Origin of the sequence: Citrobacter sp. Marseille-Q3906 (assembly GCF_916618775.1) — a bacterium.
GTDB classification, from domain to species: Bacteria; Pseudomonadota; Gammaproteobacteria; order Enterobacterales; family Enterobacteriaceae; genus Citrobacter; species Citrobacter murliniae.
This window is the reverse complement of sequence record NZ_CAKAKA010000003.1, coordinates 433,954-455,940: the sequence shown is the minus strand read 5'-3', so window position 1 is coordinate 455,940 and position 21,987 is coordinate 433,954. Positions and strand designations below refer to the sequence as shown.

The following is a 21,987-nucleotide window of genomic DNA, read 5'->3' as shown; positions in this document are numbered from 1 at the left end:
AGTAACCCTACCTTACTTGCGGAACGGGAAGTCAAAGGCAGCCAGCAGAGCACGGCCTTCTTCATCAGATTTCGCAGTAGTGGTAATGGTAATATCCAAACCACGCACGCGGTCGACTTTATCGTAGTCGATTTCTGGGAAGATGATCTGCTCACGGACACCCATGCTGTAGTTACCACGACCATCGAAAGACTTAGCGGACAAGCCACGGAAGTCACGGATACGTGGAACAGCAATAGTGATCAGGCGCTCAAAGAACTCCCACATGCGTTCGCCACGCAGAGTTACTTTACAGCCGATCGGATAGCCCTGACGGATTTTGAAGCCTGCAACAGATTTGCGTGCTTTGGTGATCAGCGGTTTTTGACCGGAGATTGCTGTCAGGTCAGCTGCTGCGTTATCCAGCAGTTTCTTGTCAGCGATCGCTTCACCAACACCCATGTTCAGGGTGATCTTCTCGACCCGAGGGACTTGCATGACAGAATTGTAGTTAAACTCAGTCATGAGTTTAGCGACTACTTCGTCTTTGTAGTAATCATGCAGTTTCGCCATCGTACTACTCCAAATTACTTGATAGTTTCGCTATTAGATTTAAAGAAACGGACTTTTTTGCCGTCTTCGAATCTAAAGCCTACACGGTCAGCCTTGCCGGTTGCCGCGTTGAAGATAGCAAGGTTAGAGATCTGAATAGCTGCTTCTTTCTCTACGATGCCGCCTGGTTGGTTCAGGGCCGGAACCGGCTTCTGATGTTTCTTAACCAGGTTGATACCTTCAACAATGACCTTGCCGGAAGACAGGACATTTTTCACTTTACCGCGTTTACCTTTATCTTTACCGGTTAACACGATAACTTCGTCATCACGACGGATCTTCGCTGCCATGATTCGCTCCTTAGAGTACTTCTGGTGCCAGAGAGATAATTTTCATGAACTTCTCGTTACGAAGTTCACGAGTTACCGGCCCAAAAATACGCGTACCGATAGGTTGCTCGCTGTTATTGTTTAAAATAACGCATGCATTACCATCGAAGCGAATGACAGAACCGTCCGGGCGACGAACACCCTTCTTGGTGCGCACCACTACCGCCTTCAGCACATCACCTTTTTTGACCTTACCACGCGGAATTGCTTCTTTGATGGTGATCTTGATGATGTCGCCTACGCCTGCGTAGCGACGGTGCGAGCCACCCAGAACCTTGATACACATTACGCGACGTGCACCGGAGTTGTCGGCGACGTTCAGCATAGTCTGTTCTTGGATCATTTTAGTGCTCCGCTAATGTCAACTACTACTGAGACCCGAAAATCAGGTCGTTAAAAAAGCCCCATATCGGGGGCGCGGCATTATAACACCGCTTAAACGATATGGGTAGAAAAAATAAACGGCTCATCGCTGAGCCGTTTATTCGTTGAGAATGCCTACTGTATTACAGAACAGCTTTCTCTACAACGCGAACCAGCGTCCAGGACTTAGTCTTGGACAGCGGACGGCATTCGCGGATTTCAACCACGTCACCAGTACCGCATTCGTTGTTCTCGTCATGTACGTGCAGTTTGGTCGTACGCTTAATGAATTTACCGTAGATCGGGTGTTTCACAAAACGTTCGATAGCAACAACAATGGATTTCTCCATTTTGTCGCTAACAACGCGACCTTGCAGAGTACGGATTTTATCGGTCATTACGCACCCGCCTTCTCAGTCAGTAAAGTCTTAACGCGTGCGACATCACGACGCACTTGCTTCAACAGGTGAGACTGTTGCAGCTGGCCACTTGCAGCCTGCATACGCAGGTTGAACTGCTCACGCAGCAGATTCAGCAGCTCGGTGTTCAGCTCTTCAACACTCTTCTCACGCAGCTCTTTTGCTTTCATTACATCACCGTCTTAGTTACAAAGGTGGTTTTAATCGGCAGTTTCGCTGCTGCCAGCTTGAATGCTTCACGGGCCAGCTCTTCCGGTACGCCGTCCATTTCATACAGGACTTTACCCGGCTGAATCAAGGCAACCCAATACTCCACGTTACCTTTACCTTTACCCATACGCACTGCCAGCGGCTTTTCAGTGATCGGTTTGTCCGGGAATACACGGATCCAGATCTTACCTTGACGCTTAACTGCACGGGTCATAGCACGACGTGCTGCTTCGATCTGACGGGCAGTCAGACGACCACGGCCAACAGCTTTCAGACCGAAGCTGCCGAAGCTAACATCCGTACCCTGCGCCAGACCGCGGTTACGGCCTTTGTGCATTTTACGGAATTTTGTACGCTTTGGTTGTAACATCAGCGACGCTCCTTATTTACGGCCTTTACGCTGCTGCTTTTTAGGTTGAGCAGCCGGTTTTTCCGGTTGTTCAACAGCAGCCATACCACCCAGGATCTCGCCTTTGAAGATCCACACTTTAACGCCGATTACACCGTAAGTGGTGTGCGCTTCAGAGGTGTTGTAGTCGATGTCAGCACGCAGAGTGTGCAGAGGTACGCGACCTTCGCGGTACCATTCGGTACGTGCGATTTCCGCGCCGCCCAGACGGCCGCTAACTTCAACTTTAATACCTTTAGCGCCCAGACGCATTGCGTTCTGTACAGCACGCTTCATAGCACGACGGAACATAACACGACGTTCCAGCTGAGAAGTGATGCTGTCAGCAACCAATTTTGCGTCCAGTTCAGGTTTACGCACTTCGGCGATATTGATCTGAGCAGGAACGCCAGCAATATCCGCTACGACTTTGCGCAGTTTTTCTACGTCTTCGCCTTTCTTACCGATAACGATACCCGGACGAGCGGTGTGAATGGTCACACGGATGCTCTTAGCCGGACGCTCGATCACGATACGAGATACAGACGCTTTCGCCAGTTCCTTAGTCAGGTACTGACGTACTTTAAAATCGCTGTCCAGGTTGTCAGCGAATTCTTTGGTGTTCGCAAACCAGGTTGAGTTCCATGGTTTTACAATACCCAGGCGAATACCATTAGGATGTACTTTCTGACCCATTGCTAGTCTCCAGAGTCTCAGCGATCGGACACAACCACAGTAATGTGGCTGGTGCGCTTCAGGATGCGATCTGCACGACCTTTTGCACGCGGCATAATGCGCTTCATGCTCGGGCCTTCGTCTACGAAAATTTTCGTAACTTTCAGATCGTCAATGTCAGCGCCATCGTTGTGTTCAGCGTTAGCAATGGCAGATTCCAGGACTTTCTTAACCAGTACAGCCGCTTTCTTATTGGTGTAGGTCAGAATATCCAGAGCCTGCGACACTTTCTTACCGCGAATCAGGTCTGCAACAAGGCGAACCTTCTGAGCAGAAGAACGAGCATGGCGATGTTGAGCTAAAGTTTCCATCTCTTCCTCCTACCTTATTTCTTCTTCGCTTTTTTATCAGCAGCGTGGCCGCGATAAGTACGAGTCGGTGCGAATTCACCCAGTTTGTGACCGACCATTTCGTCGGAAACAAATACCGGAACGTGCTGACGACCATTATGGACAGCGATGGTCAAACCGATCATGTTAGGAAAGATCGTTGAACGACGGGACCAAGTGCGCAGGGGCTTCTTGTCTCCGCTTTCCACCGCTTTCTCTACCTTCTTCAGCAAGTGCAGGTCAATAAAAGGACCTTTCTTGAGAGAACGTGGCATGGCTTATCCTCTAAAATTATTTGCTACGGCGACGTACGATGAATTTATCAGTACGCTTGTTGCTGCGGGTCTTCTTACCTTTGGTCTGAACGCCCCACGGAGTTACCGGGTGCTTACCAAAGTTACGACCTTCACCACCACCATGTGGGTGGTCGACTGGGTTCATCGCAGTACCGCGAACGGTAGGACGAACACCACGCCAGCGTGCAGCACCTGCTTTACCCAGAACGCGCAGCATATGCTCAGCATTGCCAACTTCGCCCAGAGTTGCACGGCAGTCTGCTTCGACTTTACGCATTTCACCAGAACGCAGACGCAGGGTGACATAAGCACCATCACGAGCAACGATCTGAACGTAAGTACCAGCGGAACGAGCCAGCTGACCGCCTTTACCTGGTTTCATTTCTACGTTATGAACGGTAGAACCAACCGGGATATTGCGCATCGGCAGGGTGTTACCTGCTTTGATTGCAGCATCAACGCCAGACTGAATCTGGTCGCCAGCTTTCAGGCCTTTAGGGGCCAGGATGTAACGGCGTTCACCGTCTTTGTACAGAACCAGCGCGATGTTCGCGGAACGGTTCGGATCGTACTCAAGACGTTCAACAACTGCCGGGATACCGTCTTTGTTGCGTTTGAAGTCAACGATACGATAAGCCTGCTTGTGACCACCACCGATGTGACGAGTGGTGATACGGCCATTGTTGTTACGACCACCGGATTTGCTGTTTTTTTCAACCAGCGGAGCAAAAGGTTTGCCCTTGTGCAGCTCTGGGTTGACCACTTTAACGACGTGGCGACGACCCGGAGATGTCGGTTTACATTTAACAACTGCCATTGTATTACTCCTCCGACTTACTCAGCGCCGCCGACGAAGTCCAGATTCTGGCCTTCCTTCAGGGTGACGTAAGCTTTTTTCCAGTCGCTACGACGACCGATACGCTGTCCGTGACGTTTAACTTTCCCTTTAACTACCAGGGTGTTAACGACTTCGACTTCGACTTCAAACAGTTTCTGCACAGCAGCTTTGATTTCTGCTTTGGTCGCGTCTTTAGCAACTTTGAGAACGATGGTATTAGTTTTTTCCATCGCAGTAGACGCTTTTTCAGAAACGTGCGGTGCGCGCAGCACCTTCAGCAGACGTTCTTCACGAATCATGCCAGCATCTCCTCAACTTGCTTAACAGCATCAGCAGTCATTACGACTTTGTCGAAGGCGATCAGGCTAACCGGGTCGATACCAGTTGCATCGCGTACGTCAACCTTGTGCAGGTTGCGCGCAGCCAGGAACAGGTTTTCGTCCAGCTCACCGGTGATGATCAGCACATCTTCCAGAGCCATGTCTTTCAGTTTCTGTGCCAGCAGCTTAGTTTTAGGCGCTTCTACAGAGAATGATTCGACAACGATCAGACGATCCTGACGTACCAGTTCGGACAGAATGCTTTTCAGCGCGCCGCGGTACATCTTTTTGTTAACTTTTTGACTGTGGTCCTGCGGACGAGCAGCGAAGGTCACGCCACCAGAACGCCAGATCGGGCTCTTGATAGAACCTGAACGCGCACGGCCGGTACCTTTCTGGCGCCACGGCTTTTTGCCTGAACCAGTTACTTCAGCACGAGTCTTCTGAGCACGAGTACCCTGACGAGCACCAGCTGCATAAGCAACAACAACCTGGTGAACCAGCGCTTCGTTGAAATCACGACCGAAGGTAGTTTCGGAAACAGTCAGCGCGCTCTGCGCGTCTTTCAATACTAATTCCATTGCTATCCCCTTACGCCTTCACAGCTGGTTTAACGATCAGGTCGCAACCGGTCGCACCCGGAACACCACCTTTAACCAGCAGCAGGTTGCGCTCAGCGTCAACACGTACTACGTCCAGGCTCTGAACGGTTACACGCTCGTTGCCCAGCTGACCTGCCATTTTCTTGCCTTTGAACACTTTGCCCGGAGTCTGGTTCTGACCGATAGAACCCGGAACGCGGTGAGACAAGGAGTTACCGTGAGTAGCGTCCTGGGTACGGAAGTTCCAGCGCTTAACGGTACCAGCGAAACCTTTACCTTTAGAAGTACCGGTTACGTCAACTTTTTTAACGTCAGCAAACAGTTCAACGCTAATGCTCTGACCTACGGTGAATTCTTCACCATCCGCCAGACGGAACTCCCACAGGCCGCGGCCAGCTTCAACGCCAGCTTTAGCAAAGTGACCAGCTTCCGGCTTGGTTACACGGTTAGCTTTTTTAGCACCAGTGGTAACCTGAATAGCGCGGTAGCCGTCGTTAGCCAGGTCTTTAACCTGAGTAACGCGGTTTGCTTCAACTTCGATTACGGTTACTGGGATAGATACGCCATCTTCAGTGAAGATGCGGGTCATTCCCACTTTTTTACCGACTAAACCAATCATTGTATCAACCTCTCAATCGCTCGATGACCTGATTAACCCAGGCTGATCTGCACGTCTACACCGGCAGCCAGATCCAGACGCATCAGAGCATCAACGGTTTTCTCAGTTGGCTCAACGATGTCAACCAGACGCTTGTGAGTGCGAATCTCGTACTGATCACGCGCGTCTTTGTTAACGTGCGGAGAGATCAGAACGGTAAAGCGCTCTTTGCGGGTCGGCAGCGGGATCGGACCACGGACTTGCGCACCAGTGCGCTTAGCAGTCTCGACGATTTCCGCGGTTGATTGATCGATCAGACGATGATCAAACGCTTTCAGGCGGATACGGATTCTTTGGTTCTGCATGAGACCAGAGCTCCAATTATTTTATAGACGAAATAGTTACTCCTCAAACCCATTACGATTGATGGGAGAGTGTAACCGTTCTTACAGAGTTCCCCAATCGGGAACATTGTCAGATAGTCAAATCGACTATCAGTGGTTCAGATTGAACCAGCCGTCAATTAAGACAAGCCCGCGCATTATACGTAAATCTCAGCCTTACGCAAGTGCCGTGTAGAAATTAATCACCCGACCTGTAATGCGAGCACCATTCCAGGCAGATTGTAGAAACTTGCGCATGCATATTTTTACTGGAAGCAGGCAACCGTTATAGCTATTCGGATCTTGTATGGACGCCACATTTACTGGAGGGTTATCTCTTTAGCGATGAGAATTCGAGCATGTGCATCAACCTCCTCTTCCTGTTTACCTACACGTCCTTATGCGGGCTTCTTTGGATACAGGATTTACGCACCGGTTTATTGCCAGACAAGTTTACCTGCCCTCTTCTATGGAGTGGTCTTATTTATCATCAATGCTGTAAACCGGCTGAATTATCTGATGCAGTTTGGGGGGCCGTGGTGGGATATAGCGTGTTTTCACTTCTCTATTGGAGCTACCGGCTGGTAAGACGACAGGAAGGACTAGGCTATGGTGATGTAAAATTTCTCGCAGCACTTGGTGCATGGCATCGTTGGGAATCATTACCGCTGTTGGTCTTCACTGCTGCCTGTCTGGCCTGTTGCATCATTGGGATTAGGAGCGTTACGGATGGAAGAAAGGTACTAAAAAACCCGCTGCCTTTTGGGCCATATCTGGCGGCGGCGGGTTTTATTATTGGCTGGGTAAATCTGATGTAGGGCGATTAGTCACTGACTTTAATCTGTGATTGCAGATAATTTTGCAAGCCAAGTTTTGAAATCAAATCCAGCTCCGTTTCGAGCCAGTCAATATGCCCTTCTTCTTCAGTAAGGATTTCTATCATCATATCCCGGCTGACGTAGTCATGAACGCTATCGGCATAGGCAATGGCTTCACGCAAATCTTTCGCGCCATCAAGTTCAAGTCGAAGATCTGACTGCAGCATCTCCTCAACATCTTCACCAATCCCTAACTTACCCAGATCCTGTAAGTTTGGCAGCCCTTCTAAGAATAAAATACGCTCGATATATTTATCGGCGTGTTTCATCTCATCAATAGATTCATGATACTCAACATCATTGAGGCGAGTCAGTCCCCAGTTTTTAAACATACGGGCATGGAGAAAATACTGGTTGATTGCGACAAGCTCATTTCCCAATAGTTTATTGAGATAATTTATGATTTTAACATCACCTTTCATTTTATAGTCCCTCCGCTTCCACTCTTAGAGCGTAGATGGGGCTACAGGGATGTCAAAAAAAAGAGTGTGACTTAGGCGATCTCTTTAAATTCTGGTATTTGAGTTAATTCATCCTGCATCACTTCACGCGCAGCCCGAATACACTTACCGCATTGATTTCCAACAGGAATAAATTTACGTAATTGCTGAAAGGACTGAGGATGAAACTGGCGAACAGCCTGACGAATTTTTTTATCACTTATCGCATTACACAAACAAACGTACATGATCGCTCCCGTTCAATTTCTGCGCAAAGTGTAAATGAGAATAGTTATGATTACAATAGCACAATTATGTTTGCACGCCGGTTGGGTTAGCGAAAAATGCGAATAAATATTACAGCGAATGAATTGCAGGCAGCAAAAAGGGCGCCGAAGCGCCCTTTTTAAGCTCAAAACTAATTAATCAATAATTAGCTCATTACTTTAGCAACAACGCCCGCACCTACAGTACGGCCGCCTTCACGGATTGCGAAACGCAGACCGTCGTCCATCGCGATCGGGTGGATCAGGGTAACAACCATTTTGATGTTGTCGCCCGGCATTACCATCTCTACGCCTTCTGGCAGTTCGATGGTACCAGTCACGTCAGTAGTACGGAAGTAGAACTGCGGACGGTAGCCTTTGAAGAACGGAGTATGACGGCCGCCTTCGTCTTTGGACAGAATGTACACTTCAGATTCGAACTTGGTGTGCGGCTTGATTGAACCCGGCTTAGCCAGTACCTGACCACGTTCGATTTCTTCACGTTTGATACCACGCAGCAGAACACCAACGTTCTCACCAGCACGGCCTTCGTCCAGCAGTTTGCGGAACATTTCAACGCCAGTACAGGTAGACTTAGCAGTCTCTTTGATACCAACGATTTCAACTTCTTCACCAACTTTGATGATACCGCGCTCTACACGACCGGTAACAACGGTACCACGACCGGAGATGGAGAATACGTCTTCGATAGGCAGCAGGAACGGCTTGTCAATCGCACGCTCTGGTTCCGGGATGTAAGAATCCAGGAAGCCAGCCAGTTCGATGATTTTCGCTTCCCACTCTGCTTCGCCTTCCAGCGCTTTCAGAGCAGAACCACGAACGATCGGAGTGTCGTCGCCCGGGAAATCGTACTGAGACAGAAGTTCACGAACTTCCATTTCTACCAGTTCCAGCAGCTCTTCGTCATCAACCATGTCGCATTTGTTCAGGAACACGATGATGTACGGAACGCCTACCTGACGACCCAGCAGGATGTGCTCACGAGTCTGCGGCATCGGGCCGTCAGTCGCAGCAACAACCAGGATCGCGCCGTCCATCTGCGCAGCACCGGTGATCATGTTTTTAACATAGTCGGCGTGGCCCGGGCAGTCTACGTGCGCGTAGTGGCGAGTCGGGGTGTCATATTCAACGTGAGAAGTGTTGATGGTGATACCACGAGCTTTTTCTTCCGGAGCGTTATCGATCTGGTCGAAAGCACGAGCAGCACCGCCGTAGGTTTTAGCCAGAACGGTGGTGATTGCAGCGGTCAGGGTAGTTTTACCGTGGTCAACGTGGCCGATGGTGCCGACGTTAACGTGCGGTTTTGTACGTTCAAATTTTTCTTTAGACACGGCTATATTCCTTACTATAGTGCTCTCCCCTTTGGAGAGAGCACGGGACTTAGGTTTTAATCCTGTGGCTTATTTACCACGGGCTTCAATAACGGCCTGAGCAACGTTGTTCGGCGCATCGTCGTACTTCAGGAACTCCATGGAGTAAGAAGCACGGCCTTTGGTCAGAGAACGCAGCTGGGTTGCATATCCGAACATTTCAGACAGCGGAACTTCAGCGTGGATCACAACGCCAGTGACGTTGGATTCCTGACCACGAAGCATACCACGACGGCGGCTCAAGTCACCGATAACGTCACCGGTGTTCTCTTCCGGAGTCTCTACTTCAACCTTCATGATAGGCTCAAGCAGAACTGGTTTCGCTTTCTTAAAGCCATCTTTAAAGGCGATAGAAGCGGCCAGTTTAAACGCCAGCTCAGAGGAGTCAACGTCATGGTAAGAACCGAAGTGCAGACGCACGCCCAGATCAACAACCGGGTAACCAGCCAGCGGGCCAGATTTCAGCTGTTCCTGGATGCCTTTATCAACGGCCGGGATGTATTCGCCAGGAATTACACCACCTTTGATGTCGTTGATGAATTCGTAGCCTTTCGGGTTTGAACCCGGCTCCAGCGGGTACATGTCGATAACAACATGACCATACTGACCGCGACCACCAGACTGCTTAGCGTGTTTACCTTCGATATCGGTAACTTTCGCGCGAATCGCTTCACGGTAAGCAACCTGAGGTTTACCGACGTTCGCTTCAACGTTGAATTCACGCTTCATGCGGTCAACGATGATGTCGAGGTGCAGCTCACCCATACCGGCGATAATAGTCTGGTTAGATTCTTCGTCAGTCCATACGCGGAATGACGGGTCTTCTTTAGCCAGACGGCCCAGAGCCAGACCCATTTTTTCCTGGTCAGCTTTGGTTTTCGGTTCTACCGCGATGGAAATTACCGGTTCCGGGAATTCCATACGCTCCAGAATGATCGGAGAATCTGGATCACACAGGGTATCACCAGTGGTCACGTCTTTCAGACCGATCGCAGCAGCGATGTCGCCCGCGCGAACTTCTTTGATCTCTTCACGTTTGTTGGCGTGCATCTGAACGATACGGCCAAAACGCTCACGTGCAGATTTCACGGAGTTCAGGATGGTATCACCGGAGTTAACCACACCAGAGTACACGCGGAAGAAGGTCAGGTTACCCACGAACGGGTCGGTAGCGATTTTGAATGCCAGAGCAGCAAACGGCTCTTCATCGCTAGCGTGACGCTCAGCCGGAGTATCTTTACCGTCGTCCAGAATACCGTTGATCGCAGGTACATCAGTCGGGGATGGCAGGTAATCAATTACCGCATCCAGCATCGCCTGAACACCTTTGTTCTTAAACGCAGAACCACAGGTTACCAGGATGATTTCGTTGTTCAGAACGCGCTGACGCAGAGCTTTCTTGATCTCTTCTTCAGTCAGTTCTTCACCACCCAGGTATTTCTCCATCAGCTCTTCTGAAGCTTCCGCGGCGGACTCGATCAGGTTCTGGTGCCATTCTTCAGCCAGTTCCTGCATGTCAGCCGGGATATCTTCATAAGTGAAGGTTACGCCTGCATCTTCTTCGTTCCAGTTGATGGCTTTCATTTTCACCAGGTCAACAACACCAGTGAAGTTTTCTTCAGCACCAATTGCCAGCTGCAGCGGAACAGGGTTCGCGCCCAGACGGGTTTTGATCTGACCAACAACTTTCAGGAAGTTCGCGCCCATACGGTCCATTTTGTTAACGAACGCAATGCGCGGAACTTTATATTTGTTAGCCTGACGCCATACGGTTTCAGACTGCGGCTGAACACCACCAACTGCGCAGTAAACCATTACTGCACCATCAAGCACACGCATGGAACGTTCTACTTCGATAGTGAAGTCAACGTGCCCCGGGGTGTCGATGATGTTTACGCGATGCGGTTCATACTGCTTAGCCATACCAGACCAGAATGCAGTAGTCGCTGCGGAGGTGATAGTAATACCACGCTCCTGCTCCTGTTCCATCCAGTCCATGGTGGCTGCGCCGTCATGAACTTCACCGATTTTATGGTTTACACCGGTGTAGAACAGAATACGTTCGGTAGTAGTGGTTTTACCGGCGTCGATGTGCGCACTGATACCGATGTTACGGTAGCGCGCGATGGGTGTTGTACGAGCCATTTGATTCCTCGTTTATCTTTTAGGCGTTCAATTTAAGTAGCCCAAAGCGGGCTGCTTACAAGAAGCGCCCGCCTGGTGACTAATACTCCGAAGGGATTACCAACGGTAGTGTGCGAACGCCTTGTTGGCTTCTGCCATACGGTGAACGTCTTCACGTTTCTTAACTGCAGTACCTTTGTTTTCTGCAGCATCAGAAAGTTCGTTCGCCAGGCGCAGAGCCATGGATTTATCACCGCGTTTACGAGCAGCTTCAACGATCCAACGCATTGCCAGGGCATTACGACGGACCGGACGGACTTCAACTGGTACCTGATAAGTAGAACCACCAACGCGGCGAGACTTAACTTCGACAGTCGGGCGCACGTTTTCGAGAGCTACTTCGAAAGCTTCCAGTTCATTTTTACCAGAACGCTGAGCCAGGGTCTCCAGCGCGCTGTATACGATTGTTTCGGCAGTAGATTTTTTACCATCTACCATCAGGATATTTACAAATTTAGCCAGCAGTTCTGATCCGAACTTCGGATCCGGCAGAATTTTACGCTGACCAATGACGCGACGACGTGGCATGGAAATACTCCGTTGTTAATTCAGGATTGTCCAAAACTCTAAGAGTTTAGTTTGACATTAATATAAAACGTTTGGCCTTACTTAACGGAGAACCATTAAGCCTTAGGACGTTTCACGCCATACTTGGAACGTGATTGCTTACGGTCTTTAACGCCGGAGCAGTCAAGCGCACCACGAACGGTGTGGTAACGAACACCCGGAAGGTCTTTTACACGACCGCCACGGATCAGGATCACGGAGTGCTCCTGCAGGTTGTGACCTTCACCACCGATGTAGGAAGTCACTTCAAAACCGTTAGTCAAACGAACACGGCAAACTTTACGCAGTGCGGAGTTCGGTTTTTTAGGAGTGGTAGTATATACACGAGTACATACGCCACGTTTCTGCGGGCATGCTTCCAGCGCAGGCACGTTGCTCTTTGCAACTTTGCGTGCGCGTGGTTTGCGTACCAGCTGGTTAACTGTTGCCATTAAATAGCTCCTGGTTTTAGCTTTTGCTTCGTAAACACGTAATAAAACGACCTCATACAATATGAGGACGCAGAATTTTAGGTCGGTGTCGAAAAGGTGTCAAGAAATATACAACGATCCCACAATTACCAGGCCATCTGGTTGGGATGCTTCACCGTAAGTCTGACGAAGTCAGTATAGCCAACCCTGACGACACTGTCTGAAATTTGACCATCTAACCCGCGAGCTTTAATGTCTTCTTCCAGTACATAGACCTTAATGGAGGCATTCTGCAGACTTTCAAGGAAGCGGGTACCATCTATTGCCGCCGTCACGCCATCCTGGAGCAATAAAAGCTCATCGTCTTCACCAACAAGACGAAGAAGAGAGGAGAAATCAGTAAGCCACGCGGAGCGATGTAAAGTATGCAGCATGAGAATGTCAAAACCTCAAAATAACATCATAGTTGCCAAGCTCACGGCGCAAATCATCGGGTTCAAGAACCGTCGCATCGACCACAAAACTGGCCCCCTGATCAAGCCCTCGCTCACGCAGGGAGGCGGCGCAAAGCCAGCATTGCTCTATATCGTACAGCCCCAGCAGTTTAAAAGTCGCGATATAATCACGGGCGAGGACAGCATCCGGTTTTTGTCCTTGCAGGATCTGGAAGACGCCATCACCAATAAAAAATACACCAAGGTCTTCCGTTAATGCTGAAGTCGCCAGTAATGCATCAAGACCTTCGCGGCCTGATGCACTGCCGTGCGGCACAGTGGAAAAAACAAAAGCAACACGTTTCATTAAAACTGTACCACGCGATCGCACGTCAGGGATGCCTCGGCCAGCGAGCCAAGCCCACTGAGGTTAAAACCTGATTGTAAGTTCGAACTTGTCAGCCCAAGCCTCTTCGCTTCGGTCTCATCAACAACGCCACGACGCAACGCCGCCGCCACACAAATATTAAGCTCTACACCAAATTGTTGATTGAGTTGCTGCCAGCCTCGCACCAAATCAAATTCATCACTGGCGGGTGATGTCAGAAGGTTAGCGTTATATACCCCCTCCTGATAGAAAAAGACACGGCTTAACTCATGCCCTTCCTCAAGCAACGCATGTGCAAATTGCAGCGCGCTGCTCGCCTGCTGTGTGCCATAGGCAGGTCCTGTCACCATGATGGCAAAACGCATTACTTGTCTTGCCCCTGGAAATCACCACTTTTGAACTGGCGAATATAGAGGTAAACAGTATGTTTGGAGATGTTCAGACGGTCAGCGACCTGATTAATAGCATCTTTGATATCGAAGATGCCTTTCTCATACAGATTCAGGACGATCTGACGATTCTTCGCATTGTTAGATACGTTACGATCGGCATTCACTTCTTCAATCGTGAATTCCAGCGTCTGTGTCACCAGATCTTCCACTGATGAAGCAAAGTTTACGGCTGAGCCCACTTCCGGGGTTTCCGGCGGAATAAAGGTATTCATTATTTGCGAGAAAGGTACATCAAGATTCATATTGATGCACAGCAGACCAATTACGCGATGCTCACGGTTGCGAATGGCAATCGTCACCGACTTCATCAAGACACCGCTTTTCGCACGTGTGAAATAACATTTCGACACGCTGCTATCCGCACCCGTCATATCATGCAGCATGCGCAACGCAAGATCGGTAATCGGTGAGCCGATTTTTCGGCCCGTGTGTTCACCGTTGGCGATGCGAATAGCCGAGCATTTCAAATCCTGCAAAGAGTGCAATACGATTTCACAATGGGAACCAATGAGCATCGCCAACCCGTCCACTACCGCTTCGTAGGATTTAAGGATATCGAAGTCGGTTTGATCGAAAGGACGTTGATCCAGCAAATCTAGCTCACTGGTTTCGTTGGTTAAAAGCGACCTGGACATGAAAAAAAGCACTCCTTTTCAGGAGCCTGTCGTTATGTTGTCAGGGCAGGCTCATCACTATTAGGGGCATCTAAAGTAATACAGCGCACAAGGCGCTTTCCAGTATTAATTATATCCTGTCGATAATAAAAAACCGCCGCCCTGTGGGCGGCGGTTTTTGGTACCTTATTTTTTGCTGGCATCTGCAGCTTTATCTGCCGGTGCAGCGTCTGCCTTCGCATCCGCTTTCGGCGCCGGTTTGATATCTAACAGCTCAACATCAAAGACCAGCGTAGAGTTTGCCGGAATACCCGGAACGCCGGTTTTGCCATAAGCCAGATCCGGTGGAATAACCAGCTGAATTTTACCGCCTTTCTTGATGTTTTTCAGGCCTTCTGTCCAGCCCGGGATAACACCGTCAAGACGGAAAGAGAGTGGCTCGCCACGGGTGTAAGAGTTATCAAACTCTTTACCATCAATCAGCGTACCTTTGTAGTTCACAACCACGGTATCGCTGTCTTTCGGTGCTTCACCTGTACCGGCTTTCTCTACTTTGTAGACCAGACCAGTAGAAGAGGTTTTAACACCTTTCTCTTTGGCAAACTTCTCACGGTACGCTTTACCCTTGGCTTCATTATCAGCCGCGTCTTTTTCCATTTTCGCCTGGGCGGAAGTCTTCACGCGCGCTTCAAACGCCTGCAGAGTTTGTTCGATTTCCTGGTCAGACAATTTGCTCTTGTCCGCAAACGCATCCTGAACGCCAGCGATCAGCTGATCTTTATCCAGTTTGATGCCCAGTTTCTCCTGCTCTTTCAGGGAGTTTTCCATGTAACGCCCCAGGGATGCGCCCAGCGCGTAGGCCGCTTTCTGGTCGTCATTCTTGAATGCTGCTTTGCTGTCAGCGGTAGCGGCTGGTTTCGCAGTATCAGCAGCGAAGGTGATCGGGGCATGCAGAGCAACGGCCATTGTGGTCGCCAGCAACGTTACTTTAAACAGTGATTTCATCCATCTCTCCAGGGCCGGGGCATCTCACCCCAGGGTTAGCTAACATAAAAACGTACTATAAAGCGTTGTAGAACAAATCAACATACGGACACGCCCTATTATCACCACATTTCAGACTCTTTTTGTTTAAATTAGTTTCGTCACACGGGAATGAGTGCTGTGCAAACAGGCAAAGTTGAGTAGAATTCGCCGCAGTCCGCGATCTGCCGGAAATAACAGAAGAGGTGAATCATGCAGGATACAACGATGGAAACTCGGCTGGCTGAACTGGAGAGTCGCCTGGCATTTCAGGAAATTACCATTGAAGAGCTTAATGTGACGGTAACTGCTCACGAACTGGAAATGGCCAAACTGCGCGATCATCTGCGTCTACTGACGGAGAAGCTCAAAGCAACTCAGCCGTCCCATATTGCGTCGCAGTCCGAAGAGACACCGCCGCCGCATTATTGAGTGACTAGTCCTGATATAGGTTGACAGTTTTTTGTCTGTAAAACGCCTGATGAACATCATCGGGCGTTTTGTATTTCAGGGCCAGATGTGGCCGTTCATGGTTATAAATTGCCACGGACTCTTTTACCATCATCCGGGCTTGTGCAAGATCCTCCGGGCGCGAGAGTAAAAACTCATTTTTCAGTATCCCGTTTATTCTCTCAGCCAGCGCATTCTGGTAGCAATCGTAACCATCGGTCATTGAACAGGTTATTCCGTTTCGCTCATGAACTGACTGATAAAGTACCGAACAGTATTGCAGTCCTCTGTCAGAGTGATGTACCAGCGGACCTGTCGTTTTTCTCCGCCTCAGAGCCTGTCTGAACGCCTTTACCACGTTTTCTGTCTGCAGGTTTTCCCCGACATGGTAACCCACGATTTTTCTGGAGCAGGCATCGGTGACCAGACTCAGATAAGCCGTGCCGCTGCGCAGCGGAAGGTAAGTTATATCAGCGACCCAGACCTGCTCTGGCTCAAGGGGGGTAACCTGCTCAGGGCCGGGTTTCAGCAGATTAGGATGCCGGTAAAAGCGATGATGGCTGTTAGTGGTTTTGTGATATGCCCGTTTCACTGGCACCAGGAGCCGGTATTCATCCAGCAGGTTAAACAGATGGTCTCGTCCGATATTCAGCATTTTATCGGACTGAGTGTTCAGCAGATAGTGCAGTTTACGCGTACCGATTCGCGGCTGACGACACCTGACTCGGGCAACAAACTCAATAACCTGAGCATGATGTTCCTGTCTTTTTATGCGTCTTGTGTTGTCCTGATACCACGCCTGTCTGCTGTGCCCCAGGAACTGGCATGCACGCGTAACAGTTATTTTTGTGGCCGGACTTTGCGCGAGGACTTGCCGGGCCGCTTTTTTACAACGCTCACCCCGTAATCATTTTTCAGGACGTTGATAACCGACTCAAAAAACTCAGCTTTCTGGTTCGCCAGCTCAAGCTGTTCTTCAAGTTCCCTGATTCTTTGCTCGGGTGTAAGCGGGATAATCGTCTGAGCCACAGGCAGTTTCCTCTTCACCAGGTCAGGAAGTCCGGGACTCCAGTCAAGTCGGCCATACTTACGCAACCAGACAAGAACGGTGGAGCGCCCCTGAATACCATACCGCTGCTGGGCCTGTTTATAGGTCATCTCGCCTTTTTCAACCTGCTCAACAACAGCTATTTTAAAGGATAGAGGGTAATCGCGTTGGGTGCGTTTGAACTCAGTCATCATCACGTTCTCCGTATTTAAGTCAGGAACGTGTCAACGCTATTCAGGATGGGTCAGTGTTATTAAAAAAACCGGGTAAACCCCGGTTTTTTTTCGTCTGTGTTTTTTGCAACCCACAAAAATTGTGAAGCGCTTCGCCGTTTGCACATTCCCCCATTGCGTTATACCTTCAATTTAATGAAGATATAAATATTCAATTTACTGAAAATATATGATGAGCCGGACATTTATCAAGAAAGAGGGGGTTGTGCAGACAACCCTGGCCCGTTACTTGCTCGGAGAGAAGTGCGGTAACCGTTTGAAAACGATTGATGAACTGGCAAATGAATGCCATTCATCGGTAGGGTTAACGCAGGCCGCGCTTAAAACGCTGGAATCCTCAGGGGCGATCCGTATTGAACGTCGCGGGCGCAACGGTAGCTATCTGGTGGAGATGGATAATCGGACGTTGTTGAAGCATGTCGATATCAATAACGTGGTCTGTGCAATGCCGCTGCCCTATACCCGTTTATATGAAGGACTGGCGAGTGGGTTGAAGGCACAGTTTGACGGCATTCCATTTTATTACGCGCATATGCGTGGGGCAGATATTCGTGTGGAATGCTTGCTAAATGGTGTCTACGACATGGCGGTTGTTTCCCGTCTGGCGGCGGAAAGCTACCTTGCGCAAAATGGGCTTTTCATCGCACTGGCGCTGGGGCCGCACACTTATGTAGGTGAACACCAGTTAATCTGTCGCAAGGGTGAGTCCGGGAGCGTGAAGCGTGTTGGGTTGGATAATCGTTCGGCGGATCAGAAGATCATGACCGAAGCCTGTTTTGGCGAGCGTGATGTTGAGCTAATTGATCTTCCTTATCACGAAAGCCTTCAGCGTATTGCGAAAGGGGATGTAGATGCGGTTATCTGGAATGTGGTTGCGGAGGCTGAACTGGCGGTGCTGGGATTAGAAGCTACACCGCTGACTAACGACCCGAGATTCCTTCAGGCCACGGAGGCTGTGGTGCTGACCCGGACAGATGATTATCCGATGCAGCAATTGCTACGTACCATCGTTAACAAAGAGGCGCTGCTTGCCCATCAGCAACGAGTGGCAAATGGCGAGCAGGAACCCAGTTATTAAGCGAAGGGCATGGGATGGAAAACAGACTGAACCTGCTGTGTGACGCAGGCGTTATCGACCAAGATATCTGCAGCGGCATGCTGCAGGTTGTGAAGCGACTGGATGAAGAGTGGCGTTTGCCGGTTTATTCCGAGCAAGGGACGATGGCGATGACCCATATGGCAAGTGCATTAATGCGCAGTCGTCGGGGAGAAGTGATTGAAGCGCTGGATGATGAACTGCTGACAGAACTGACGCAATCCAACCTCTGGCCAACTATTTTATTGGTACACCAGATTTTGCTGAAAGAGTTTGCGGTGACACTGCATCCGAATGAAGAGGGGTATCTGTTGGCAAATCTGTACGGTTTGTGGATGGCGGCGCACGAAGCCGTCTGAAGTAAAAAGAGTATCGGCGTATTGCACTTTAAATATTCAAAAAAATGAATATTTAACTGAGGGATTAGAAACGAGGCATACAGATGTTTATACATGCATTGAAACGCCAGAACCCTGCTCTTATTACTGCTGCGGTTAGCTTGTGGCAGAAGGGAAAGATCGCTCCGGACAGTTGGGTCATTGATGTTGACCAGGTGATGGAGAATGGCAAACGCCTGCTAGACGTAGCCAGACAGCACGGTATGTCACTCTATTTGATGACGAAGCAGATAGGTCGTAATCCCTGGCTGGCGGACAAGCTTTTACAGCTGGGATACGAAGGCATTGTGGTCGTTGATTACAAAGAAGGTCGGGTCATGCGACGTGCGGGGCTGCCGGTCGCACATCAGGGACACCTGGTGCAGATTCCTTCGCGACAGGTTAGTGAAGCGGTAGCTCAGGGGACCGACGTTATTACCCTGTTTTCGTTGGAGAAAGCGCGTGAGGTTTCTGCAGCAGCGCTAAAGACCGGTCGTGAACAGAGCGTAATGCTTAAAGTGTATGGCAAAGATGATTTTCTTTATCCGGGACAAGAAAGCGGTTTCCCAGTGACGTATCTGAATGAAGTGGTAAGTGAAATACGTCGTTTACCTGGCCTTCGCCTGAGCGGCTTAACGCATTTTCCTTGTCTGCTATGGGATGAGAAATCTGCCGAAACGATACCGACACCAAACCTGCACACTCTGGTGGAAGCCAGACGTCAGTTAGAGGCAGCGGGAATTGAGATTGAACAACTTAATGCCCCTTCTGCCAGCAGCTGCGCGTCGCTGCCGCTACTGGCGAAATATGGTGTAACTCATGCTGAACCAGGACATGCACTGACAGGGACTGTCCCTTCCAATCAAAAAGGTGATCAACCTGAACGTATTGCGATGCTCTGGCTGAGTGAAATTTCGCACAATTTTCGTGGAGATAGCTATTGCTATGGCGGTGGTTATTACCGTCGCGGTCATGCGCAAAATGCACTGGTTTTTACTCCTGACAGTAATACGCCCATTGACGCGAAGCTGAAACCTGTGGACGCCAGCAGTATCGATTATTACCTGCCTCTGGCTGGAGAGTTCCCGGTGAGCAGTGCGGTGGTGTTCTGCTTCCGTACCCAAATTTTTGTGACGCGCAGTGATGTGGTGTTGGTATCCGGGATTCAACGTGGTGCGGCAGAAATTGTCGCCCGTTATGACAGCCTTGGCAACGTTCTGGAGGACTGATGGCCCGATTCGTGGTGTTGGTGATCGATAGCTTTGGCGTTGGCGCAATGAAAGACGTGGCTCGGGTCAGGCCGCAGGATGCCGGGGCAAATACCTGCGGACATATTCTTGGCAAATTACCGCAGTTGCAGCTTCCCACGCTGGAAAAACTGGGGCTGATTAACGCGTTGGGCTATACGCCTAGTGTGATGAATCCTTCTGCGTCAGCGGTTTGGGGCGTTGCTGAATTGCAACATGAAGGTGGCGACACCTTTATGGGACATCAGGAAATTTTAGGAACCCAACCACAGTCTCCGTTACGTATGCCGTTTAGCGAAGTTATTGCCGACGTTGAACGGGCACTGATTGCCGAAGGCTGGCTGGTAGAGCGACGTGGTGGCGAGCTGACGTATCTGTGGGTCAACCAGGCGGTTGCAGTGGGTGACAACCTCGAAGCCGATTTAGGTCAGGTCTATAACCTTACCGCGAACCTTTCTGTTATCCCGTTTGATGAGGTGTTGAAGATAGGGCACGTGGTACGCGAACAAGTACAAGTAGGGCGGGTGATTGCCTTTGGTGGGCAGCTTAATGACAGCCAACGCATTCTGGATGCCGCTGAGATAAAAGAAGGCCGCTTTATCGGTATTAACGCTCCGCGTTCCGGTGCTTATGAATGTGGTTTCCAGGTCAGACATATGGGCTACGGCGTTGATGATCGGGTACAGGTACCACAAAAGCTGTATGAGGTGGGAGTGCCTACGGTTCTGGTTGGTAAAGTAGCGGATATCGTCAGCAATCCTCACGGCCGCAATTGGCAAAACCTGGTAGACAGTCAGCAGATTATGGATATCACGCTGAATGAATTTCAGGCCAAATCAACAGTGTTCATCTGCACCAACATCCAGGAAACCGACCTCGCCGGACACGCAGAGGATGTCGCACGCTATGCCGAACGTTTACAGCTTGTCGATCGTAATCTTACACGTCTTCTGGCGGCTATGGCTCGGGATGATTGTTTGGTCGTCATGGCCGATCACGGCAACGATCCGACCATCGGACATAGTCACCATACCCGCGAAGTCGTACCGATATTGGTTTATCAGCAGGGACTGGAACCCGCCCGGTTGGGCGTTCGTACCACGTTGTCGGATGTAGGGGCAACGGTTTGCGAGTTTTTTGGCGCGCAACCTCCACAAAACGGCACCTCTTTTCTTTCATCGTTGCGACTTACAGGAGACACCTTATGAAGATTGATACGACGGGCTATACCTACGTCCACGAGCATTTGCATATCGATCTCTCTGGTTTTAAGAACAACCTCGATTGTCGACTGGATCAGTACGATCTCATCTGTCAGGAGATGAAGGATCTGCGGGCGTTGGGCGTTCGCAACATTATTGAGATGACTAACCGATACATGGGGCGGGATCCACAATTTATGCTCGATATCATGCGTGATACGGGGATGAACGTGGTGGCCTGTACTGGCTATTACCAGGATGCGTTTTTCCCGGAGCATGTTGCGACCCGCAGCGTGGAGCAGCTTGCTCAGGAGATGATTGATGAGATCCTTATCGGTATCGATGGCAGCGAACTCAAAGCTGGGATTATTGCGGAAATTGGCTCCAGCGAAGGGGTGATTACGCCACTGGAAGAGAAGGTGTTCATTGCCGCCGCACGAGCGCATAACGAAACCGGGCGACCGGTTTCGACTCATACCTCTTTTAGCACCATGGGGCTGGAACAGCTGGCGCTACTGAAAGCGCAAGGCGTTTCGCTCTCTCGCGTGGTTGTAGGCCACTGCGATTTGAAAGATAACCTCGACAATATTCTGCACATGATCGATCTCGGCGCGTATGTGCAGTTCGACACCATCGGTAAAAACAGCTACTACCCGGACGAAAAGCGTATTGGGATGCTGCATGCGTTACGCGATCGTGGGTTGCTTAACCGCGTGATGCTCTAAATGGATATTCCCCGCCGCTCCCATCTGAAAGCCAATGGCGGTAATGGTTACAACTACCTGTTAACCAACTTTATTCCACAGCTGCGCCAGTCAGGATTCAGTCAGGCCGATGTGGATACGATGTTACGTGATAACCCCTCTCAATTTTTCCAATAAGGACA

General features: G+C 49.9%; 32 protein-coding genes and 1 pseudogene. 7 read left to right on the top strand and 26 right to left on the bottom strand.

The window, feature by feature from the left end:
* Positions 1–12 precede the first annotated feature (12 nt).
* The 14 genes from rplE to rpsJ form a co-directional block, all read right to left on the bottom strand.
* Positions 13–552, bottom strand: coding sequence for a 50S ribosomal protein L5 (gene rplE / locus LG384_RS19515; RefSeq protein ID WP_003031123.1), 540 nt, complete (start codon positions 550–552; stop codon positions 13–15).
* A 14-nt stretch (positions 553–566) separates the two neighbouring features.
* The gene (rplX, locus tag LG384_RS19510; protein WP_003031122.1) at positions 567–881 is read right to left on the bottom strand and encodes a 50S ribosomal protein L24; all 315 of its coding nucleotides are present in this window, start codon (positions 879–881) and stop codon (positions 567–569) included.
* Positions 882–891: 10 nt separating this feature from the next.
* Entirely contained in the window at positions 892–1,263 is a 372-nt protein-coding gene (gene rplN, locus LG384_RS19505) for a 50S ribosomal protein L14 (protein WP_000613954.1), read from the bottom strand.
* A 163-nt stretch (positions 1,264–1,426) separates the two neighbouring features.
* A complete protein-coding gene (gene rpsQ / locus LG384_RS19500; protein WP_003031120.1) occupies positions 1,427–1,681 on the bottom strand; it encodes a 30S ribosomal protein S17 in 255 nt (84 codons plus the stop codon).
* Entirely contained in the window at positions 1,681–1,872 is a 192-nt protein-coding gene (gene rpmC, locus LG384_RS19495; protein WP_000644742.1) for a 50S ribosomal protein L29, read from the bottom strand. Before rpmC ends, rpsQ begins: the two co-directional genes overlap by 1 nt.
* Complete coding sequence (gene rplP, locus LG384_RS19490; protein WP_000941212.1) at positions 1,872–2,282, bottom strand: 50S ribosomal protein L16; 411 nt, start codon at positions 2,280–2,282, stop codon at positions 1,872–1,874. The genes rpmC and rplP overlap by 1 nt, the downstream gene beginning before the upstream one ends.
* A gap of 12 nt (positions 2,283–2,294) precedes the next feature.
* A complete protein-coding gene (gene rpsC, locus LG384_RS19485) occupies positions 2,295–2,996 on the bottom strand; it encodes a 30S ribosomal protein S3 (protein WP_000529945.1) in 702 nt (233 codons plus the stop codon).
* Positions 2,997–3,013: 17 nt separating this feature from the next.
* Entirely contained in the window at positions 3,014–3,346 is a 333-nt protein-coding gene (rplV, locus tag LG384_RS19480; protein ID WP_000448832.1) for a 50S ribosomal protein L22, read from the bottom strand.
* A gap of 14 nt (positions 3,347–3,360) precedes the next feature.
* A complete protein-coding gene (gene rpsS, locus LG384_RS19475; RefSeq protein WP_001138115.1) occupies positions 3,361–3,639 on the bottom strand; it encodes a 30S ribosomal protein S19 in 279 nt (92 codons plus the stop codon).
* A 16-nt stretch (positions 3,640–3,655) separates the two neighbouring features.
* Entirely contained in the window at positions 3,656–4,477 is an 822-nt protein-coding gene (gene rplB / locus LG384_RS19470) for a 50S ribosomal protein L2 (protein ID WP_000301869.1), read from the bottom strand.
* A gap of 17 nt (positions 4,478–4,494) precedes the next feature.
* Complete coding sequence (gene rplW, locus LG384_RS19465) at positions 4,495–4,797, bottom strand: 50S ribosomal protein L23 (RefSeq protein WP_000617546.1); 303 nt, start codon at positions 4,795–4,797, stop codon at positions 4,495–4,497.
* Positions 4,794–5,399 (bottom strand): 50S ribosomal protein L4, encoded by a 606-nt coding sequence (gene rplD, locus LG384_RS19460; RefSeq protein WP_003031119.1) that lies wholly within the window; start codon positions 5,397–5,399, stop codon positions 4,794–4,796. The genes rplW and rplD overlap by 4 nt, the downstream gene beginning before the upstream one ends.
* Positions 5,400–5,409: 10 nt before the next feature.
* Positions 5,410–6,039, bottom strand: coding sequence for a 50S ribosomal protein L3 (gene rplC / locus LG384_RS19455; protein ID WP_045448329.1), 630 nt, complete (start codon positions 6,037–6,039; stop codon positions 5,410–5,412).
* 32 nt (positions 6,040–6,071) lie between these two features.
* Positions 6,072–6,383 (bottom strand): 30S ribosomal protein S10, encoded by a 312-nt coding sequence (gene rpsJ, locus LG384_RS19450; protein ID WP_001181005.1) that lies wholly within the window; start codon positions 6,381–6,383, stop codon positions 6,072–6,074.
* A gap of 377 nt (positions 6,384–6,760) precedes the next feature.
* Between rpsJ and LG384_RS19445 the strand changes: the two genes are divergently transcribed.
* On the top strand, positions 6,761–7,219 hold the full coding sequence (locus tag LG384_RS19445) for an A24 family peptidase (RefSeq protein WP_225761402.1): 459 nt from the start codon (positions 6,761–6,763) through the stop codon (positions 7,217–7,219).
* A 5-nt stretch (positions 7,220–7,224) separates the two neighbouring features.
* Here LG384_RS19445 and bfr read toward each other — a convergent pair whose 3' ends face one another.
* The 11 genes from bfr to fkpA form a co-directional block, all read right to left on the bottom strand.
* A complete protein-coding gene (gene bfr / locus LG384_RS19440; protein ID WP_045448334.1) occupies positions 7,225–7,701 on the bottom strand; it encodes a bacterioferritin in 477 nt (158 codons plus the stop codon).
* A 71-nt stretch (positions 7,702–7,772) separates the two neighbouring features.
* Positions 7,773–7,967 (bottom strand): bacterioferritin-associated ferredoxin, encoded by a 195-nt coding sequence (bfd, locus tag LG384_RS19435; protein ID WP_071829044.1) that lies wholly within the window; start codon positions 7,965–7,967, stop codon positions 7,773–7,775.
* A gap of 185 nt (positions 7,968–8,152) precedes the next feature.
* Positions 8,153–9,337 carry an elongation factor Tu gene (gene tuf / locus LG384_RS19430; RefSeq protein ID WP_003031109.1) on the bottom strand — a complete coding sequence of 395 codons (1,185 nt, stop codon included), beginning with the start codon at positions 9,335–9,337 and terminating at the stop codon, positions 8,153–8,155.
* 69 nt (positions 9,338–9,406) lie between these two features.
* A complete protein-coding gene (gene fusA, locus LG384_RS19425) occupies positions 9,407–11,521 on the bottom strand; it encodes an elongation factor G (protein ID WP_045448338.1) in 2,115 nt (704 codons plus the stop codon).
* A 96-nt stretch (positions 11,522–11,617) separates the two neighbouring features.
* Positions 11,618–12,088 carry a 30S ribosomal protein S7 gene (gene rpsG, locus LG384_RS19420; protein ID WP_003023657.1) on the bottom strand — a complete coding sequence of 157 codons (471 nt, stop codon included), beginning with the start codon at positions 12,086–12,088 and terminating at the stop codon, positions 11,618–11,620.
* Positions 12,089–12,183: 95 nt separating this feature from the next.
* Positions 12,184–12,558 carry a 30S ribosomal protein S12 gene (rpsL, locus tag LG384_RS19415; RefSeq protein ID WP_003023654.1) on the bottom strand — a complete coding sequence of 125 codons (375 nt, stop codon included), beginning with the start codon at positions 12,556–12,558 and terminating at the stop codon, positions 12,184–12,186.
* Positions 12,559–12,683: 125 nt separating this feature from the next.
* Positions 12,684–12,971, bottom strand: a complete 288-nt coding sequence (gene tusB / locus LG384_RS19410) for a sulfurtransferase complex subunit TusB (RefSeq protein ID WP_045448350.1) — start codon at positions 12,969–12,971, stop codon at positions 12,684–12,686.
* 7 nt (positions 12,972–12,978) lie between these two features.
* A complete protein-coding gene (tusC, locus tag LG384_RS19405; RefSeq protein WP_200042273.1) occupies positions 12,979–13,338 on the bottom strand; it encodes a sulfurtransferase complex subunit TusC in 360 nt (119 codons plus the stop codon).
* Positions 13,338–13,724 (bottom strand): sulfurtransferase complex subunit TusD, encoded by a 387-nt coding sequence (tusD, locus tag LG384_RS19400; protein ID WP_200013188.1) that lies wholly within the window; start codon positions 13,722–13,724, stop codon positions 13,338–13,340. The genes tusC and tusD overlap by 1 nt, the downstream gene beginning before the upstream one ends.
* Positions 13,724–14,446, bottom strand: a complete 723-nt coding sequence (locus LG384_RS19395; protein WP_003023643.1) for a transcriptional regulator — start codon at positions 14,444–14,446, stop codon at positions 13,724–13,726. Before LG384_RS19395 ends, tusD begins: the two co-directional genes overlap by 1 nt.
* A 165-nt stretch (positions 14,447–14,611) precedes the next feature.
* Complete coding sequence (gene fkpA, locus LG384_RS19390; RefSeq protein WP_045448355.1) at positions 14,612–15,430, bottom strand: FKBP-type peptidyl-prolyl cis-trans isomerase; 819 nt, start codon at positions 15,428–15,430, stop codon at positions 14,612–14,614.
* 231 nt (positions 15,431–15,661) lie between these two features.
* Here fkpA and LG384_RS19385 point away from each other — a divergent pair, with 231 nt between their 5' ends.
* Positions 15,662–15,880 carry a protein SlyX gene (locus LG384_RS19385; RefSeq protein ID WP_003023639.1) on the top strand — a complete coding sequence of 73 codons (219 nt, stop codon included), beginning with the start codon at positions 15,662–15,664 and terminating at the stop codon, positions 15,878–15,880.
* Between the two features lie 4 nt (positions 15,881–15,884).
* On the opposite strand, the gene LG384_RS19380 is transcribed toward LG384_RS19385, so the two are convergent.
* Positions 15,885–17,140, bottom strand: a protein-coding gene (locus tag LG384_RS19380; protein WP_225761398.1) for an IS3 family transposase whose coding sequence is annotated in 2 segments (ribosomal slippage) — positions 15,885–16,789 and positions 16,789–17,140 — 1,257 coding nt in all. Because the reading frame shifts where the segments join, the coding sequence is not laid out codon by codon here.
* Between the two features lie 211 nt (positions 17,141–17,351).
* Here LG384_RS19380 and yhfZ point away from each other — a divergent pair.
* The 5 genes and pseudogenes from yhfZ (at position 17,352) to LG384_RS19355 (ending at position 21,982) form a co-directional block, all read left to right on the top strand.
* Positions 17,352–18,257, top strand: coding sequence for a GntR family transcriptional regulator YhfZ (gene yhfZ / locus LG384_RS19375; protein ID WP_045448408.1), 906 nt, complete (start codon positions 17,352–17,354; stop codon positions 18,255–18,257).
* 14 nt (positions 18,258–18,271) lie between these two features.
* On the top strand, positions 18,272–18,634 hold the full coding sequence (locus tag LG384_RS19370) for a hypothetical protein (protein ID WP_048222874.1): 363 nt from the start codon (positions 18,272–18,274) through the stop codon (positions 18,632–18,634).
* An 83-nt stretch (positions 18,635–18,717) separates the two neighbouring features.
* Positions 18,718–19,881, top strand: a complete 1,164-nt coding sequence (locus LG384_RS19365; RefSeq protein WP_048222871.1) for a YhfX family PLP-dependent enzyme — start codon at positions 18,718–18,720, stop codon at positions 19,879–19,881.
* Entirely contained in the window at positions 19,881–21,107 is a 1,227-nt protein-coding gene (locus tag LG384_RS19360) for a phosphopentomutase (RefSeq protein ID WP_225761401.1), read from the top strand. Before LG384_RS19365 ends, LG384_RS19360 begins: the two co-directional genes overlap by 1 nt.
* Positions 21,104–21,982 (top strand): annotated as a pseudogene (locus tag LG384_RS19355) (phosphotriesterase-related protein). Before LG384_RS19360 ends, LG384_RS19355 begins: the two are co-directional and overlap by 4 nt.
* Positions 21,983–21,987: the final 5 nt, after the last annotated feature.

What these genes read in the sequence shown, in the direction of transcription:
- rplE (WP_003031123.1), bottom strand. Translation starts at nt 552, where the DNA reads ATGGCGAAACTGCATGATTACTACAAAGACGAAGTAGTCGCTAAACTC.
- rplX (WP_003031122.1), bottom strand. Translation starts at nt 881, where the DNA reads ATGGCAGCGAAGATCCGTCGTGATGACGAAGTTATCGTGTTAACCGGT.
- rplN (WP_000613954.1), bottom strand. Translation starts at nt 1,263, where the DNA reads ATGATCCAAGAACAGACTATGCTGAACGTCGCCGACAACTCCGGTGCA.
- rpsQ (WP_003031120.1), bottom strand. Translation starts at nt 1,681, where the DNA reads ATGACCGATAAAATCCGTACTCTGCAAGGTCGCGTTGTTAGCGACAAA.
- rpmC (WP_000644742.1), bottom strand. Translation starts at nt 1,872, where the DNA reads ATGAAAGCAAAAGAGCTGCGTGAGAAGAGTGTTGAAGAGCTGAACACC.
- rplP (WP_000941212.1), bottom strand. Translation starts at nt 2,282, where the DNA reads ATGTTACAACCAAAGCGTACAAAATTCCGTAAAATGCACAAAGGCCGT.
- rpsC (WP_000529945.1), bottom strand. Translation starts at nt 2,996, where the DNA reads ATGGGTCAGAAAGTACATCCTAATGGTATTCGCCTGGGTATTGTAAAA.
- rplV (WP_000448832.1), bottom strand. Translation starts at nt 3,346, where the DNA reads ATGGAAACTTTAGCTCAACATCGCCATGCTCGTTCTTCTGCTCAGAAG.
- rpsS (WP_001138115.1), bottom strand. Translation starts at nt 3,639, where the DNA reads ATGCCACGTTCTCTCAAGAAAGGTCCTTTTATTGACCTGCACTTGCTG.
- rplB (WP_000301869.1), bottom strand. Translation starts at nt 4,477, where the DNA reads ATGGCAGTTGTTAAATGTAAACCGACATCTCCGGGTCGTCGCCACGTC.
- rplW (WP_000617546.1), bottom strand. Translation starts at nt 4,797, where the DNA reads ATGATTCGTGAAGAACGTCTGCTGAAGGTGCTGCGCGCACCGCACGTT.
- rplD (WP_003031119.1), bottom strand. Translation starts at nt 5,399, where the DNA reads ATGGAATTAGTATTGAAAGACGCGCAGAGCGCGCTGACTGTTTCCGAA.
- rplC (WP_045448329.1), bottom strand. Translation starts at nt 6,039, where the DNA reads ATGATTGGTTTAGTCGGTAAAAAAGTGGGAATGACCCGCATCTTCACT.
- rpsJ (WP_001181005.1), bottom strand. Translation starts at nt 6,383, where the DNA reads ATGCAGAACCAAAGAATCCGTATCCGCCTGAAAGCGTTTGATCATCGT.
- LG384_RS19445 (WP_225761402.1), top strand. Translation starts at nt 6,761, where the DNA reads ATGTGCATCAACCTCCTCTTCCTGTTTACCTACACGTCCTTATGCGGG.
- bfr (WP_045448334.1), bottom strand. Translation starts at nt 7,701, where the DNA reads ATGAAAGGTGATGTTAAAATCATAAATTATCTCAATAAACTATTGGGA.
- bfd (WP_071829044.1), bottom strand. Translation starts at nt 7,967, where the DNA reads ATGTACGTTTGTTTGTGTAATGCGATAAGTGATAAAAAAATTCGTCAG.
- fusA (WP_045448338.1), bottom strand. Translation starts at nt 11,521, where the DNA reads ATGGCTCGTACAACACCCATCGCGCGCTACCGTAACATCGGTATCAGT.
- rpsG (WP_003023657.1), bottom strand. Translation starts at nt 12,088, where the DNA reads ATGCCACGTCGTCGCGTCATTGGTCAGCGTAAAATTCTGCCGGATCCG.
- rpsL (WP_003023654.1), bottom strand. Translation starts at nt 12,558, where the DNA reads ATGGCAACAGTTAACCAGCTGGTACGCAAACCACGCGCACGCAAAGTT.
- tusB (WP_045448350.1), bottom strand. Translation starts at nt 12,971, where the DNA reads ATGCTGCATACTTTACATCGCTCCGCGTGGCTTACTGATTTCTCCTCT.
- tusC (WP_200042273.1), bottom strand. Translation starts at nt 13,338, where the DNA reads ATGAAACGTGTTGCTTTTGTTTTTTCCACTGTGCCGCACGGCAGTGCA.
- tusD (WP_200013188.1), bottom strand. Translation starts at nt 13,724, where the DNA reads ATGCGTTTTGCCATCATGGTGACAGGACCTGCCTATGGCACACAGCAG.
- LG384_RS19395 (WP_003023643.1), bottom strand. Translation starts at nt 14,446, where the DNA reads ATGTCCAGGTCGCTTTTAACCAACGAAACCAGTGAGCTAGATTTGCTG.
- fkpA (WP_045448355.1), bottom strand. Translation starts at nt 15,430, where the DNA reads ATGAAATCACTGTTTAAAGTAACGTTGCTGGCGACCACAATGGCCGTT.
- LG384_RS19385 (WP_003023639.1), top strand. Translation starts at nt 15,662, where the DNA reads ATGCAGGATACAACGATGGAAACTCGGCTGGCTGAACTGGAGAGTCGC.
- yhfZ (WP_045448408.1), top strand. Translation starts at nt 17,352, where the DNA reads ATGAGCCGGACATTTATCAAGAAAGAGGGGGTTGTGCAGACAACCCTG.
- LG384_RS19370 (WP_048222874.1), top strand. Translation starts at nt 18,272, where the DNA reads ATGGAAAACAGACTGAACCTGCTGTGTGACGCAGGCGTTATCGACCAA.
- LG384_RS19365 (WP_048222871.1), top strand. Translation starts at nt 18,718, where the DNA reads ATGTTTATACATGCATTGAAACGCCAGAACCCTGCTCTTATTACTGCT.
- LG384_RS19360 (WP_225761401.1), top strand. Translation starts at nt 19,881, where the DNA reads ATGGCCCGATTCGTGGTGTTGGTGATCGATAGCTTTGGCGTTGGCGCA.